Origin of the sequence: Leptospira borgpetersenii serovar Javanica, from assembly GCF_003046425.1 — a bacterium.
Lineage (GTDB): Bacteria > Spirochaetota > Leptospiria > Leptospirales > Leptospiraceae > Leptospira > Leptospira borgpetersenii.
Map to the genome: position 1 here is coordinate 130001 of NZ_QAJG01000003.1, position 15098 is coordinate 145098.

Consider the following 15098-nt stretch of genomic DNA (forward strand, 5'->3'; position numbering starts at 1 on the left):
ATGAGTCCCTATTGAAACTGATTACAAACGCAGAATCCGAACTTGTTTTGGGAGGTATTTTTCTAAGAATATTAAAAGAATTGAATTTTAATTCCAAAGAGTCTTCCCGCAGTTTGCTGATTCAATTTTCCAAAAACGAAAGGTCTTCCTACCTCAAGGAATTGGCAAAAGGTTTCGAATCCGCCGTGTTCGAAAAGAAATCTCCGGAAAATCTTAAATGTTCCAGGAAGGCGGTTTATTATTCCCTTTGTAAAACCCTACGTCTGAAAAAATATCTTTCCGACTTTTCTCCGAAGGCAAAATCATACCAAAGGGAATATCTGAATCTAAACCGAACGCTTGCTCCGTTCCTCGAAGATCCCGAACTAAAATACATCCCCTTTTTGAGTAATATCATCTACAACATAGCGGATGAACTTGCCGAACTCGGACTTTCCAGAGAAGCGGTTCACTTCCAAAAGATCCTCATCATTTCCGAAAATTTGAGCGGAAGAGTCGTCGGTTACTCGTATGAGAAACTTGCTTACTATTATTTGATCGGAGGGGATTTTATTTCCGCAGAGAAAGTTTTGGATTACATCCTCAAATATCGTACCGACTTAAGAACCTCTTACAAAAATCACTTGTACCTAAAGTTAGGCACCATTGCTTATCTCAATCAGGAATATAAGAAATCTTTGGATTATTATTTGAACCTGGATTTTTTAGAATGGTCGTCCACGATTTCAAATCCGTTTTTAGGGGAACCGATTTCGATCAATAGTGCGAGGGATTTGATTTCGATGGCGATCTGGAGATCGAAAAATTCCTTTAAAGCGGTCGATGCTCTCAAATCTGTTTCCACTCCGAAGAATTTAACCGAAGACGATTTGTTTACACGACTTAGAATCATACAAATTCTGATGAATGACGAACCCGAGGTCGCGGGAAAGATGGCGACGGAAATCACTTTTTTAGCGCAGAGTAAGGGTTGGAAAAGAGTGGAATATGCCTCCACCTTACTGAATGGATTCATTCATTACAAAAAAAACGATCTCAGAAAAGCGATCATAGAATTTACGAAAGCGTACGGAATCTTAAAAACCGCGGACCCGGTTTATACGGAAGAATGGATTCGACTTACCGGTTTATTCTATTCCCATAAAGAATCCAAATCCTTAAGAACCGTGAAAAACGCTTTAGACCAAGCGGTCGCGATTACGATCCACAGAATGCCGGACGACATGCTTCTTCAATTGAAGAATTATCTTCCGGTCGTTTACGGTGTGAGGGAATTTACGAACGCCGCAATCAACTACTATGCTCTTCACGGACATACGACAGAGCTTCTGGGTTTTTTATCTCGTTTGGAACAGAAAGAAGCGATGGGAAACACGGCGTATCCGAATACTCTCGTTTCCATAATCGACACTAGTCGAAGAATCTCTTCGTTTCGAGGGTTTTATCCCGGACCTAAGGAACGTTTGAGTTCGAGTCGATCCGAAATCCGCAAAACGGAGGTTATGCGACTTTTGGAGGAATTTGATCCGTTTCGAAATCAGGAGATCAAAAAATCCCGTTTACCCGTATTGAGCGTATTTGTAAGAGATAAAAGAACTTATATTTTTTGGAAACGGGGTAATTCTCGGGAATTGGAACTCAAGGAAATTCCTTCCGAATCCGCTTCTTCGTTCACCGTTCAAGTCGTATTAAAATCTTTGATCGAGTCCTTGAATAAAAAAACTAGCATTCAAATTTACTTAAACGTTTCCGGAATGGAATCTTTCGATTATCTCAAAAAAGAATTTCCGGACGTAGATTTTAGATTGTTCACTAAATTCAGTAGAAAGGACGATAAAATTAAATCAGAACGTATTTACGTCTGTGATTGTAAAAACCCGGACCAACTATCAAGTTCTAACTTCCAAAAGGTAAGTTTCACACATTTTGAAGGAAATAAGTTACTCGTTGGAAATCGTTCGATGATGGTTTGGAACTTGAAGGTAGAAGACAATTCTCCCGAAAATTTAAACGAATACTCTTGGAGTTGCAGCGAGGAACAGATTCGTTTTTCAAGATTACACAGGCGTTACGACTTTAGAAACACTCCGCAACGACTGATCTTTACGAGGGATTCTTTGAGCGGAAACGGCTGGAAAGGAAGATCGGAAGATTTTTTGGATTGGGTTTCCTTTTGGATCAATTCCGGAGTATATAGAATGTACTACGTTCCATCTTTGAACTTAAATTCAGAATCGGACATAAACCTTGTGGAAAAACTTTCTCAGGAAACGAACGAACCGGGTACCTCGTTTCATGGAATTCGAATCCGAAAACACATGGAATGAATTCGAGAAGCTGCATTTTTTCAAAACGTTAGTCCCATAAAATCGAGTGTTTTTTCTTTTAAACGATCGACATTTTTCGACAATTCAAAGATCCTATCCAGTAAAATCACATGGACGCCGAAGGTAGTCAGTTCTACATACTCAATTGCCGTTCCTCAAACCCAAAAATAAGGTTCATTCTAAATTCACACTATTTTAAATTTCATCTGATCTTTATTCTCCCACAATGGAATTAATCGGCTTTTTTATCATCGTACTACTTATATTCGCCAATGGATTTTTCGTTTCCGCAGAATTCGCTTTGGTTTCGATTCGTCCATCCCGTTTGGAAGAATTGATTAAGGAAAATAAACCTCTCGCGCTCGTCACAAAACGTGCCGCTCAAAAATTGAACGATATGTTGTCCGTCTGCCAGGTCGGAATCACAATCGCCAGTCTTTTGTTAGGTTGGGTCGGCGAAGGATACGTTTCAAGATGGCTTGTTTTTCTTCTAGAAATGTTCGGGTATTCCTCAAGCGAGGCTACAATTCACGGTTTGGCGATCACGATTTCGTTCACGATCATCACGTTTCTTCATATTCTTTTGGGAGAACTTCTTCCTAAAACGATCGCAATTCAGAATACGGAAACGATCGCTCTTTTTATCAGTATTCCTTTATTCTTCTTTTATTATATATTCTATCCGATCACTTTTTTCTTAAACGAGTTGACTTCCTTTCTTTTGAGGTTGATGGGAATCCAAGCCAATAAGAGTAGAATGATGCACTCCCCCGAAGAATTGATGATTATCATAGAAGAACAAAATAAACAGGGGAAGATCGACCAGGAAGAATTTCAGATCATCCAAAACACGTTCCAGTTTTCAGAACATCAGGCAAAGGACGTAATGACTCATCGTTTGAGTATCATAGGCATTCCGCACGATACCATGATGGATTCCTTGATTTCGATCATCGCGGAACATCATTTTTCGAGATATCCGATTTATGAAGGCAACACGGATAAGATCATAGGAATCATTCACGTTCAAACGTATCTTACTTGGTTATCCAATTCCAAAAAAGGAAGAAAGGAAAAAGTAACGGCTATTATGCAACCTCCAATTTTCGTCCCCGAGGGTCTTTCGATCGAAAAGGTGATGCAAAAACTCAGAGAAAACAAACAGCATATGGCGATCGTTATCGACGAATACGGCGGAGTTTCCGGCCTTCTTACTTTAGAGGATATCATCGAGGAAATTTTCGGACAGATTCGCGATGAAACCGACGATCACGAGACGGATCCATTTCCCACACAACATTCCGATAGTTTTACAATCGACGGGGCTGCAGAGTTGGACGATCTGAAAGAAATTCTCGTAGGTGTTCAAGAAGAAGAGATCAAGGACATCCGCACGATTGCGGGTTTTATTTTAGGTCGTTTAGAAGATATGCCGGAAGAAGGTTCTACGATTACTTTACAATCGGGAACTCTTACCGTCGAGAAAATGGAAGGGAATAAAATTCTTTCTGTACGTTTTACAAGAGTCGGCTTAGGCAATAAGGTTCAGTCTAAGAAATAAAATCGGATATAATATGTCTATGTCCAATTCCGGAAAAGAAATACTCGTTGCCGTTTCAGGAAGTATAGCGGCCTATAAAGCCTGCGAACTTGTGCGAAATCTCACAAAAGAAGGTTACCCTGTCGGTGTGATTATGACCGCACACGCGACTCAGTTTGTCGGTCCGATTACGTTCGAAGCAATGACAGGCAAAAAAGTTCGAGTCGACGAATACGAACAAGGAATGGCTCATATCGATGCAAAAAATTCCGCCTCCGTGATCGCAGTGGTTCCCGCGACCGCGAACATCATCGGTAAGATGGCAAATGGAATTGCGGACGATCTCGTAACTTCCGCGTATCTTGCGGCAACTTGTCCGGTAATCGTCGCTCCGGCGATGAATCCTTTTATGTACGCACATCCGGCGGTTCAGAGAAATTTAAAACGTTTAGCGGACGACGGAGTGATTCTCGCGGATCCTTCCGAAGGTGTAGTCGTTTGCGGAGATGAAGGTTATGGAAAGTTAGCCGAAATTTCTGTAATTCAAAAGTTAATTCTGGACGCGCACCAAAAAAATTCTTAAATACAGAGAAGTTTAAGTGGGATTTTCCAAGGCTATCATTACATCCGGACCGACTAGAGAATGGATCGATCCAGTTCGATATATTTCAAACGCTTCTTCGGGTAAAATGGGATTTCACATTGCAGAAGAAATCGGGAAATGGATCTCGAATGTTACTTACGTTCATGGCTTAGTTCAAGAAGAATATAAAAGTCCCATCGGAATCAAAAGAGTTTCCGTGGAAACTACTTTAGAAATGTGTGATATCGTTCTTTCTGAAATTCAATCCGATACTCTATTGGTTATGGCCGCCGCTCCGGCGGACTTCCGACCCGCCGAGAGTAAAGAAACCAAAATCAAAAAAGAGGACGGTCGTGAAACTTTGCTTTTGGAATTTGTAAAAAATCCGGACATTTTGAAGACCGTGAGTTCTAAGATTTTGAAAGATACAATCCACGGTTGTTGTTTGGTAGGTTTTGCGGCGGAAACGAATTCACTGGAAGAACACGCCATCGGCAAGTTAAAAAATAAGAATCTGGATTATATCGTTGGAAACTATGTCGGGAAAAATGAAAAGGGCTTTGGCGAAGGGGAAACGAGTGTGATTATTTATTCTTCTTTTGGAAAAGTCGCAGAGATAGGACCTCTTCCAAAAAAAGTTGTTTCGGAAAAGATAGTTGAGTTCTTGAAAAGGGAAACTTCAAAGACATTCGTAAATTTGTAGTTAGGCGCTATGTTAAAATCAAACTTATACCTTTTAAAGAGTAATTATTCAAAGGTAAAGTAAACATAATATGAGATTGGATAACTACGAAACAGCAATTTTTAGAAAAAGGACAAAATGATTAATTTAGAGAACAAAATTATAGCAATTGAAACAAATCTAAAAGGTTACAAATCTCTAAAAAATTTCAAATGGGAAAATATTCCAGATTTTGCAGTAATAACTGGTTTAAATGGAAGTGGAAAAACTCAATTACTTGAAGCCTTGAATGGAGGTGAAGAAATTTCCAGTAATGGCTATAATAGTGTTAAATCGAATAATATTACATTAAGCTATAAAAAGAATCAAGACGCAAACATATATTATATTGACGTTACATATAAACCACGATTAGAAAAGTATTCTGCAATTAGAAAATTAAAAGTACAAGAAATACAAAATAATTACTATAGAGACCCTAATCAAACTTCCAAAACAATAACCATTGAAGAAGATATTGGTGATTTAGATTCAAAAATTATAGAGAATTTAACAAGATATTTTTTGAATTATATTGAAGACAAATCTGTAGAAAGTTCTGGCAAAAATATTTCTTTGAAAAATGAAGCTTTGAATTTCTTCAATAAAGAATTTCAACTTTCTGCAGAAGAAATGGTAGCTAATCTTAATGATTTGATAAAGAAATATTCAAAATTCAATATTGGTTATATAATAATCCAAATTACTCTTGAGTATTTGGATTACGTAACTCAAAAGGTGCATAATCCAAAATCCAATTATAACAATAAAATAAACCTGGATGATACTTTATCTAGACTATTTGTCATACACCATAAATGTAAGCGAGATTTAATTAAAAAAATTCAACAATACAAAGAACAAGAAATATTAACAATTGAAGAAGCTCATGAACTAGAATTAGGAGTTGAAAGTTATTTTTATAAAAAGGAGCATCCATGCAAGTTAATAAATAATATTTTAAATGAATGTCGACAAACCTACAAAAACCACTTTAACTTGAAATACAATATTGATTATGATAGGGACAAAGCCATTAAAGATGGAGAAGCAGATATATATTTAATTGATTTGGAGACAAACGAAAAAAGAGATTTTACTCACCTGTCTTCTGGAGAAAAAGTAATAATTTCTTTACTAGTAAAATTCTTTACTATTCCTAAATTAGATTGTGTTGATATCATATTAGTCGATGAATTCGATGCCTTTCTTAATCCACAAATGGCATCTATGTATACTAATATTATGTATAACATTTTCTACATGAAATATGGAAAACAAGTTATTCTAACAACTCATAGTCCATCAACTGTTTCTTACGTACCGGAAGAAAACTTATTTTGGATGGAAGAAGGAAGGGTCCATAAGGAAGAAAAAATGAATATAATTCATAAACTTGCTTTCGGCTACCTTGCAGAAGAAGATTCTTGTCCATTTAATAGCTATCTTATCGATCCAAGAAAACCATACTATATTCTTGTTGAAGGATATACAGATATTTTGCATTTTAAAACTGCTTGCAGAAAACTTGGAGATAAGTACGAACAAGGGATTTGGAATAAATGCAATTTTATTAGCTTAGGCGGAACTAAAGAAATATATGCAAAAACTTTTATAAGCAATTTTGGGCATAGTAAAAAGATAATATCTATTTTTGACAACGATAAAAGTGGTAATGATTTATTTTTAGATTTATTTAAAAATGCTTATGATAATAATAAAGCGGAAAAAAACATTAAACAAATTAATAAAGATTCAATTGGCTTATTATTAAAGCCACCAAATGATATTAATTATTCTAAATTATATAAAAAACAAATTACCTTAGGATATATAACAATAGAATTACTTTATCCAAAGGCGGTAGTAGAAAATTTCAACATACAGAACAACGGATTTATTAGAAAAATTGAAAATATAGATGATTTAAAAAAATATTATAGCAATCCAGGAATTGCAACAGATATTCAAAATTGTTTTGTTATCGAAAAAGATAAACTGAAACTACAATTTGCGAAAGAATATATTAAAAATCATGAAAAGGATAATTTTATTTATTTTCGAGCAACTTTAGATTTAGTTTTAAATATTATAGAAAATTGGGAAAAAATTGATAATGAGATTACAAATGTGAAAATTGCAAAATAAATATATTATCTTAACTAGAAAATTACGCATATCGACTAACTAAACGTAAAACGCATCGCTCACCACTAGTTCGTTAGGCGATATTCTGAGAACAGTTTCTGAGTTCAAGATCAGATTGAGGAGACTTTCGGATTAATAACATAAAATGCAGAAAGGTTAAATTTAAAAAATAGTATCGAATTCCAGCAATATTAATTGTGATTAGCTCTTTCAAGTTGTCAGAAACGGAAAAAGTTGGGAATCAAGAGTTTTCGAAGAAATCACCTAATCAAATCCAAAAGATTGCGTATCGAAAATTAGTTATGATAGCACGATCAAAGAATATTGAGGATTTAAAGATTCCACCTTCTAATCGTTTAGAAAAGTTATCAGGTAAAAGATTAGGCCAATATAGAATTAATGATCAATGGCGCCTTTGTTTTAAATAGAAAGAATTAAATGCTTATGATGTCGAAATAGTCGATTATCATTAGGAGTAATAATAAATGAAAAAAATTCCAAATGTTCATCTTGGTGAAATCCTAAATGAAAAGTTTTACTTCCAATGAATATAACTGCCTATCGTTTAGCAAAGGAAACAAAGATAAATCCAACACGAGTGAGCGAAATAATTCATGGGAAGAGGGAAATTACTGCGATTACTGCTTTAAGATTTTCTAAATTCTTTAGAATGGTTGGCATCCGAATTTCAAGCAAAGATAAAGTATTTTTGAGATAGTTTTTAGTCTTTTCTTACGGAAAAAACTGGCGAGGAACAGATTTGCAGCTTGATCTTTCCGACAAAGTAAACTGAAGTTTTAGGACAGGTCTAAAATTTGTAACGCAGACGGTCAAATCGCTCTAAAAAAAGGAGAAAAACATGGCAAAGTTAAAGAAAAAAATCAGCCCGCCGAAGCAGAAATCTGATGAAACGAGAGTTAAATTCGTGGGCGCTCCGTCGCACAGCATAACACCTTTTCTTATGTTCAACGCGAACCCCGAAGAAGCGGCGAATTTCTATGTATCGATCTTCAAGAAATCCAAAGTTCTTAGCGCAAACGCGATGCAAGCCGATTTCATTCTGAACGGCCAAAGGTTTTTTTCCTACAATGGCGGGCCTGATTTTCAATTCAGCTGGGGCGTCTCATTCATGATCAGTGTAGAAACACAAAAAGAAGTCGATTATTATTGGAACGCCCTTCTCGCAGACGGCGGCAAAGAAAAGATGTGCGGCTGGATCCAGGATAAATACGGCATGTGGTGGCAGATAACGCCTAAGATTCTCTTGCAACTTATATCGCATAAAGATCGTGCGAAGGCTGAGCGCGCAACACAAGCGATGTTGAAGATGCAGAAAATTGACATCGCCGCACTTAAGGCTGCAGCCGGCTAAAACGGTTTTTACTTTTTGCCCTCGCAAGAAAAAACGCTACTTTCGCTTCGGGCTTCCGCCTCAGATAACTTTGTCGTTTCGTTCGGGATCGCTCATGCAATCCTCATTGTGGCCTTTGACACATTCGCTTTATCACTCAGTGTGCGAGACGTAGCGTCGAAAAGCTATTTCGTTGGCCACAGGTTTCCAAGCGGAAATTAAAAAACTTTCCTATACTTATTTAGAGGAGCAAAGCCGAATAGGGAAAGTCAAGTTAGCAAAAAGAAATAAATCACAAATTGATTCGATCGTTTCTAACGATGATAGTTTGTATAGATTCAGAGTTTGTTCCAAAACTGTCTTCTGTGGAAGCGACACTGTCATCAGTCCTCAAAATGTAGGAACTCACACGTTTGATTCAAAATTCCTAAAAAACGATCACACAAATTTTTGAAGGTTTCTGGACAAGCTCTCAAGTGTTTTATTGTCAATCATCTTCCAAAGAACCGACTTTACATAAATCAATCACGATGTGGAAAACTTTTGAGCTTAGAGTAAACTCAATGCTCTTAGAAGCAGAATGTAAAATTACCGTCAAAAGGGCTTACTTTCATAATACAAAGAAAAACTAAGAGTCTTAAAAGCCGTCGAGCCGGTAAAAATTACTGAAATCCATAATTTTATTTCGAGAGGAAAAAACAATCATTTCGTAATTTAAAGGTTAGCCAATTCGGAAACAATCCTAACTGGTGAGAAAAATCACATCTGTCGATTTTCTTTACGGCTTCTTAAACTAATCCGGCCAATTTTTCTTGATCTTGGGCGAGAAGAATTACGGATTCGCAATAAGTTTCCCAATCGGTCCGTCCGGAAACAAAATCGAGATAAACGGATTCCAATAAAAGAAAAAACATAAATTACCTCTTTTCTACAAGATCGAACCAATTTCGGATTTTCCTTGAGTTCTTTTTCTTGTGGTAGATAATCGAGGAACGTCGTTTAGTGTTCCTATGTCTCTTGCTCTTTCCGAACTTCAGATCCGAACTCTGAAACAAATCTTAGAATCTTCTAAAATACCTTTTAAATCGGAAGTACGCCTAGACATTCTATCTTCATTTAAAATCGGCGGAATTTGTCCGGTGGTTGTCGAACCTGAAAATTCAAACCAGGTTTTGGAAACGCTTTTTATTTTTTACAAATCAGAAATACCTTGGAAAATTCTTGGAGGAGGTTCGAATCTTTTAATTTCGGATCATCCGGACAACTTCGTCACTTTGCGTTTGTCCGGCAAATTTAAAGAATTTGAATCTTTAGGAGGGGGAAAATTCCGAATCGGATCGGCGACCAATACCACGCCGACATTTCGACAAATTTCACAATTAGGTTATACCGGAGCCGAGTTTTTAAGTACAATCCCGGGATGGACAGGTGGAGCGGTGATTCAGAATGCGGGTTGTTATGGAGGAGAACTTTTTGATTTGATTCAAACCGTTGAATTTTTGAGAAACAACGAAATATTTGTTCGCAGTCCCTCCGAAATCAAACATGGTTACCGATTTACTGAATTTTTAAACGAAAAGGATTCTATCATCTTAGGAATTGAAATTCTTCTCAAAGAAGGAAATTTAGAAGAAATTCAAGCGTCGTTAAAAGATAAAAGAAATAGAAGAAATTCTTCTCAACCTGAAAACAAAAAGAGTGCCGGTTCTGTTTTTAAGAATCCCAAAATTTTTCTGGAGAATGGGAAGGAAATCAAAGCTTGGGAATTGATCGATCAAGTCGGTTTGAGGGGAAAGATAAAAGGTGGGGCTCAGATTTCTCCCGAACACTGTAATTTCATCGTAAATGTAGGAGCTGCGACCGCTGCAGATGTGAACTATCTGGTCGAACTCATTTTAGATAAGGTCTTTCAGACTACCGGAATTCGTTTAAATCGAGAGATCGAATACTTCGGCGATATACCGTGATGTTGCCTTTCGAAGCTACGCTCTTAAAGTTGTTATTAACGTGAATTCGGCATAAAAAGAAATTTTTTCCCAAAGTAGAAGTTCCCAAATTGTATTTGCAGAAAGATGAGAAGGTTATCTACGCCAAATTCATGTTAACTCATGTTTTTTAGAAAAAAATGGGGCATACGATGGAAATCTGTCTAGTTCTTTTACAGCAAACTTGAGCTCGGACTACTACGGAAAAATTTTAATCTTTAGAAGAATACATTGAAAGATCTGCCTCATGAATCAATTCATCCAGTTTCTGAAGGGGACCGACGGACATACCCCAAGTAAAATGAAAAGGAGGATTATTCTCTTTACATTTTCTCAAAAGAATCGACATCGCTTCCTCAAATCTCTTCCGGGTTTGAATGATCTTTTCCTTGTTCTCATTTTGAAAAAGAATCAAAAATTCATCCCCTCCGATTCTAAAAATGTTATCCGTTCCACGAATAACATAACGCAGAACATTTGCAAAATGACAAAGGACTTGATCTCCCACCTTATGACCGTAGGTGTCGTTGATTATTTTAAAATCATTCAAATCGAGAAGAGCAACTAACGCAATACGGTCTTCTACTCTTCTATCGGACGATTCATTCTTAAGATGATTCAACTTATTACGATTAAATACTCCCGTTAACGCATCTCGAAACGCGAGAACCTTCGTTTCTTCGAATTGATTGGAATGCGCCAAAGAAATTGCCGTAAAGTCTGCAATTGTTTGAAGAATGACTAAATCTTCCGGAGTAAAAGAGGAACCATCAAATCGATTTACCAATTCGATGACTCCGTAAACTTGTCCCCTGAAAATCATAGGAACTGCAATGATCGTTTTCGTTTCAAAGCCGGTTTTTTCGTCGACTCTTTTGGAAAATCTCGGGTCATTTCTCACATTCTCCACGAAAATCGGCAACTTTGTTTGAACAACCGAACCGGCAATTCCTTCTCCAGACTTCAACCGAATGTTCTTGATACGATTGAGTTCAAGACCTTCTGCAATTAGGAAGAATAATTCCCCGGAATTCTCATCGTATCGCATAAGACTCCAGTTTTCAGGACTGAAAAACAAACGAACTTCTTCCATGACGGCATCTAAAACTTCTTGTTGTTCCAGGGAAGACGTAATAATTTTCCCAATGGAGGAATATAACTTTACCAGCTCTGGCTCTTTTATAGTCATTTGTGTTTCTTGGTCTTTCGGCGGATTGGTCATCATTACTTTTTTATTCGAATACAAACTTTTATTTTAAGAAATTAAGGCGTTATGTATCAAAAAAAATTACTCCTTGAAACGACATTTTGAGACAAAATCAGAAGTTTTTTATGATTAATTAAAGATATTTTTAAAAAAAACCAGCCGATTTTATTTCAATTTTATTTCATTAAAAATCTAAGATTGTCTTAACGAAACTTCGTCTTTTTCGAGGAAATCTCCAAGCATACAGATGTCTATTCCAAAATTTATCCACCTATATTCTAACGCCGCTTTACGCTTTTATGAATTATTTTAGGAATAGACTTGAGTCAATTTTGTATTTCGCTTTAAATAAATTGTCCTTAGACGTTTGATTTTTGAAGAACTTTCCCTCTTTTAAAACGATTCGATTCATAAACAAAGGCTTTGCACATTGAAATTTAAGTACAATAAATCGATAAAAATTTTATCGATCACCCTTCCGTCAGGCCGAAAACCAAGTCGCATTCATCCTTGCAACACGTTCAATTTCATAAGTCCTTAATTTCCTAAGTATCTTGTGTCAAACCTTTCCACAATTTTTTACATAAGAACATAAAGTTTAAACTTATGAAACAAACAATCTTCGTCGTAGTAGAATCAAAAAGAGTTCTTACATTCTAAGATTTTGGGACAAGTTCAAAATTAAAGTTTTCCTAATCGGTCTCTTTTAAAAGTAGACCATCTTCGAATTCAGAACCTCTGTGCGGAAAAGCCTGTTCATAAAATAATGCAGCAAACAATTCAAAATCTTCATCGGTCGGGAGCGAATTTTCTTCCCAATATTCGTTTCTTCGTTTAATCAACACGGAAATCGTTTCGTCTTCAAGTGAAAATTCCTCTTCTGCTTCGTTAAGTTTTCGAATCAGCCAGTTAAGATTATAAATTGTGTAAGGCCCCAAAAATTCCAGAGTAGCGACCGTAGGTTCCCATTTCATCAAGGCTTCCGTATGAAATAAAGGAATCCTCAAATCGTAGGGGTCGTTTGTTTTTAAGTACTGTTTGTAATTGGCTGATATCGATTCCAAAAAAGAAAAGGTATTTATATAACTGTTTCGAATTAGAGTTTCTTTTTCCGGATAACGAAACATCACGTCTAAAACGTCTACAAATTCTCCTTTGGAAATTGCATCTTTTAAAATCGCGTCTGCGGGTCTTGGAATCGGATCGATTAACTTTACGAACAAATATTTCACTTCGTAAGCGAATCTGGATTCTCGGGGAATATAATATTCGATCCAAATCGGTTCTTTATAATAATGAACGAGTTCCCCTTTGGGAAGATCGGGAGTTACGTTTAAGGACTTTAATTTCTTAACATCGTCCGTGATTACTTTTTTGCCCTCAACCCTCGTTCTAGATTTTTTGATTTGTCGTAGTTCCGACTTATTCAGTAAAGGTTTAGGTTTGAACGGCTCCATAATATATAATATCGGTTTTGAAGAAATCGAATCTAAATTCAAAATCTACCATAAAATCTACGTACACAACACGTCTATAGGAACCACTTCCTTCAAATGGAAAGTTAAAAGAAAGATACAATCCAAATCCTCAGAAAGAAGCTAAGAGGATTCATCATCCCGGAATCCATAAAACGAATCTTACCGAACCGATCCAAAATCACAAAAGATGGGTAGGAGTTGATCTTCCATTCCTTCAAAAGGGAAATATTTGCGGGAATGACTTTAAATCGAAGATCTTTTTCCCGTATGTATTGATTCAGTTCCTCTAGATTTTCTCCTTCTTCGACGCTTACAAAGGAAAATCGAAAACTGTTTTCCAATTGATGAGAATACCATTTAATCAAAGGAAGATGAAAGGAACAAACTCCGCACCAAGTCGCCCAAAAGTAAACGACGGTTACTCGACCTTTGGAATCATATCTTTCTCCTTCGAAGGATTTCATACCATCGATTGAGATAGACGGTTTTACATCGGACGCTTTGAAAATCGAAAGTACAATCGTAATCGTTAAAAATAACAAAATCCAAAGCGTGACATTTCCGCTCTTTTTCAGAATTTCTTTCATATCCTTTAAATTCGTCTTATTCCGAGAACGTTACATCTTATTATTTTTCCGATGAAACGTTCCGGCAAAAAAATTCGCGATCTCAAAAGGGCTTGCAGTTTTTAAAACTTGTCGGAGGGTTTCAGAGATATTTTTTTCCAGGCCTTGGGACAATTTCTTAAGGAACATTGATCTTCATCGATTGATTTTTCGAATGGATCATATTTTTTCCGGACGAATTTTTTGCACGAACTTCAAAGATCGAATCGGATTCCAAAATCGGAATACATAATCGTTACCACCAAAACGACCCAAATCAGACCGGCAAATAAAACTCCCCAATCAGAAAGAATCGCTTTCGTAGGATTGTGTCCCATATTCTTGATATAGATGATATACAAAGATCGAAAGATTGCATACACGACGATCGGAATCGTATAAATCAAACGGTCTGTTCCAAGGTTAGCGATCGTAGCAGGACTAGTGACGTAAAGAACATAACTCATCAAAGTCATCGTAGCTACCATTCCAAGCATCATATCAAGAAAACTAGTCGAGTATTCGTCCAAAATTTTACGATGTCCCTTTGCATTTCCTTCCAAAATGATGAGTTCCCCTCTTCTTTTGGAAAACCCCCAAAAGAGTGCGAGCATAAAAGTACACAATAAAAGCCAAGAGGAAAAAGTTACGTGAATGATCACGGAACCCGCAATCGCACGGATCACGAATCCGATGCTGATACTCATCACGTCCAGAATCACCATATGTTTTAAAAATCTGCTATAAAGCACATTGAACATGAGATAAAAAGCGACTAACCCGAAAAATAGAGGATGCAATAAATACGCCATGATTAAGGACAAAGGAAGTATGATTGCCGTGATAAAAAGAGCAAACGAAGGATCCAACTTTCCGGAAGCTAACGGTCTATGTTTTTTTTCGGGATGTAACGCATCTTCCTTACGATCCAAATAATCATTGAGAACATACTGACAACTAGCAACAAGTGAAAAAAGAAAAAAAGCCGAGATGACTCGTTGCACCGACTCCGGATCGGTCAACTTTTTAGCGAAAATAATACCCGCAAAAATGATTACATTTTTGATCCATTGATGAATCCGGAGTAATTTCAAATATTGTAAGAGCATACTCGGTTATATTCCGGATAATCCTTCAAATCATCAAGGAAAAT

General features: G+C 36.6%; 14 protein-coding genes and 2 pseudogenes (1 of these 16 cut by a window edge). 11 read left to right on the top strand and 5 right to left on the bottom strand.

Features of this window, described 5'->3' with window-relative positions:
* From CLV95_RS03410 to CLV95_RS20015, 10 genes and pseudogenes are all read left to right on the top strand, one after another.
* Window positions 1-2327, top strand: partial view of a hypothetical protein gene (locus CLV95_RS03410; RefSeq protein WP_002732911.1) — the 3' portion only. It extends 259 nt beyond the left edge of the window; 2327 of the gene's 2586 nt are visible here — the last part of the coding sequence; its start codon lies beyond the left edge, outside the window; its stop codon occupies window positions 2325-2327.
* Between the two features lie 226 nt (window positions 2328-2553).
* Complete coding sequence (locus CLV95_RS03415; RefSeq protein WP_002732923.1) at window positions 2554-3888, top strand: hemolysin family protein; 1335 nt, start codon at window positions 2554-2556, stop codon at window positions 3886-3888.
* Window positions 3889-3907: 19 nt separating this feature from the next.
* Window positions 3908-4450 (top strand): phosphopantothenoylcysteine decarboxylase, encoded by a 543-nt coding sequence (locus CLV95_RS03420; protein WP_002725754.1) that lies wholly within the window; start codon window positions 3908-3910, stop codon window positions 4448-4450.
* A gap of 16 nt (window positions 4451-4466) precedes the next feature.
* Window positions 4467-5153 carry a phosphopantothenoylcysteine decarboxylase domain-containing protein gene (locus tag CLV95_RS03425; RefSeq protein ID WP_002725753.1) on the top strand — a complete coding sequence of 229 codons (687 nt, stop codon included), beginning with the start codon at window positions 4467-4469 and terminating at the stop codon, window positions 5151-5153.
* Window positions 5154-5270: 117 nt separating this feature from the next.
* The gene (locus CLV95_RS03430) at window positions 5271-7319 is read left to right on the top strand and encodes an AAA family ATPase (RefSeq protein WP_002732915.1); all 2049 of its coding nucleotides are present in this window, start codon (window positions 5271-5273) and stop codon (window positions 7317-7319) included.
* A gap of 197 nt (window positions 7320-7516) precedes the next feature.
* A complete protein-coding gene (locus CLV95_RS03435; RefSeq protein WP_042716849.1) occupies window positions 7517-7747 on the top strand; it encodes a type II toxin-antitoxin system RelE/ParE family toxin in 231 nt (76 codons plus the stop codon).
* A 57-nt stretch (window positions 7748-7804) separates the two neighbouring features.
* Window positions 7805-7986, top strand: a pseudogene (locus CLV95_RS03440) (HigA family addiction module antitoxin); the annotation flags it as partial.
* Between the two features lie 192 nt (window positions 7987-8178).
* On the top strand, window positions 8179-8691 hold the full coding sequence (locus CLV95_RS03445) for a VOC family protein (RefSeq protein ID WP_002732943.1): 513 nt from the start codon (window positions 8179-8181) through the stop codon (window positions 8689-8691).
* Window positions 8692-8863: 172 nt separating this feature from the next.
* Window positions 8864-9124 carry a hypothetical protein gene (locus CLV95_RS19720; RefSeq protein ID WP_002723153.1) on the top strand — a complete coding sequence of 87 codons (261 nt, stop codon included), beginning with the start codon at window positions 8864-8866 and terminating at the stop codon, window positions 9122-9124.
* A 162-nt stretch (window positions 9125-9286) separates the two neighbouring features.
* Window positions 9287-9469: pseudogene (locus CLV95_RS20015) on the top strand (hypothetical protein); the annotation flags it as partial.
* On the opposite strand, the gene CLV95_RS19610 reads toward CLV95_RS20015, so the two are convergent.
* Window positions 9459-9584 carry a hypothetical protein gene (locus tag CLV95_RS19610; protein ID WP_002723202.1) on the bottom strand — a complete coding sequence of 42 codons (126 nt, stop codon included), beginning with the start codon at window positions 9582-9584 and terminating at the stop codon, window positions 9459-9461. The pseudogene CLV95_RS20015 and the gene CLV95_RS19610 overlap by 11 nt on opposite strands.
* A gap of 96 nt (window positions 9585-9680) precedes the next feature.
* Between CLV95_RS19610 and murB the strand changes: the two genes are divergently transcribed.
* Window positions 9681-10637: a UDP-N-acetylmuramate dehydrogenase gene (gene murB / locus CLV95_RS03460; protein WP_002732917.1), complete on the top strand. Its 957-nt coding sequence runs from the start codon at window positions 9681-9683 to the stop codon at window positions 10635-10637.
* Between the two features lie 229 nt (window positions 10638-10866).
* Here murB and CLV95_RS03465 read toward each other — a convergent pair whose 3' ends face one another.
* The 4 genes from CLV95_RS03465 to CLV95_RS03485 form a co-directional block, all read right to left on the bottom strand.
* The gene (locus CLV95_RS03465; RefSeq protein WP_002723191.1) at window positions 10867-11844 is read right to left on the bottom strand and encodes a sensor domain-containing diguanylate cyclase; all 978 of its coding nucleotides are present in this window, start codon (window positions 11842-11844) and stop codon (window positions 10867-10869) included.
* A 710-nt stretch (window positions 11845-12554) separates the two neighbouring features.
* Window positions 12555-13319 (bottom strand): hypothetical protein, encoded by a 765-nt coding sequence (locus CLV95_RS03470; protein WP_002732939.1) that lies wholly within the window; start codon window positions 13317-13319, stop codon window positions 12555-12557.
* A 104-nt stretch (window positions 13320-13423) separates the two neighbouring features.
* The gene (locus CLV95_RS03475; RefSeq protein ID WP_002732909.1) at window positions 13424-13927 is read right to left on the bottom strand and encodes a TlpA family protein disulfide reductase; all 504 of its coding nucleotides are present in this window, start codon (window positions 13925-13927) and stop codon (window positions 13424-13426) included.
* 233 nt (window positions 13928-14160) lie between these two features.
* Window positions 14161-15054 carry a decaprenyl-phosphate phosphoribosyltransferase gene (locus CLV95_RS03485; protein WP_002723145.1) on the bottom strand — a complete coding sequence of 298 codons (894 nt, stop codon included), beginning with the start codon at window positions 15052-15054 and terminating at the stop codon, window positions 14161-14163.
* Between the last annotated feature and the right edge of the window lie 44 nt (window positions 15055-15098).

Coding starts and splice junctions, on each gene's coding strand:
- CLV95_RS19610 (WP_002723202.1), bottom strand. CDS start 9,584: ATGTTTTTTCTTTTATTGGAATCCGTTTATCTCGATTTTGTTTCCGGA.
- CLV95_RS03430 (WP_002732915.1), top strand. CDS start 5,271: ATGATTAATTTAGAGAACAAAATTATAGCAATTGAAACAAATCTAAAA.
- CLV95_RS03475 (WP_002732909.1), bottom strand. CDS start 13,927: ATGAAAGAAATTCTGAAAAAGAGCGGAAATGTCACGCTTTGGATTTTG.
- murB (WP_002732917.1), top strand. CDS start 9,681: ATGTCTCTTGCTCTTTCCGAACTTCAGATCCGAACTCTGAAACAAATC.
- CLV95_RS03445 (WP_002732943.1), top strand. CDS start 8,179: ATGGCAAAGTTAAAGAAAAAAATCAGCCCGCCGAAGCAGAAATCTGAT.
- CLV95_RS03485 (WP_002723145.1), bottom strand. CDS start 15,054: ATGCTCTTACAATATTTGAAATTACTCCGGATTCATCAATGGATCAAA.
- CLV95_RS03470 (WP_002732939.1), bottom strand. CDS start 13,319: ATGGAGCCGTTCAAACCTAAACCTTTACTGAATAAGTCGGAACTACGA.
- CLV95_RS03415 (WP_002732923.1), top strand. CDS start 2,554: ATGGAATTAATCGGCTTTTTTATCATCGTACTACTTATATTCGCCAAT.
- CLV95_RS03465 (WP_002723191.1), bottom strand. CDS start 11,844: ATGACTATAAAAGAGCCAGAGCTGGTAAAGTTATATTCCTCCATTGGG.
- CLV95_RS03420 (WP_002725754.1), top strand. CDS start 3,908: ATGTCCAATTCCGGAAAAGAAATACTCGTTGCCGTTTCAGGAAGTATA.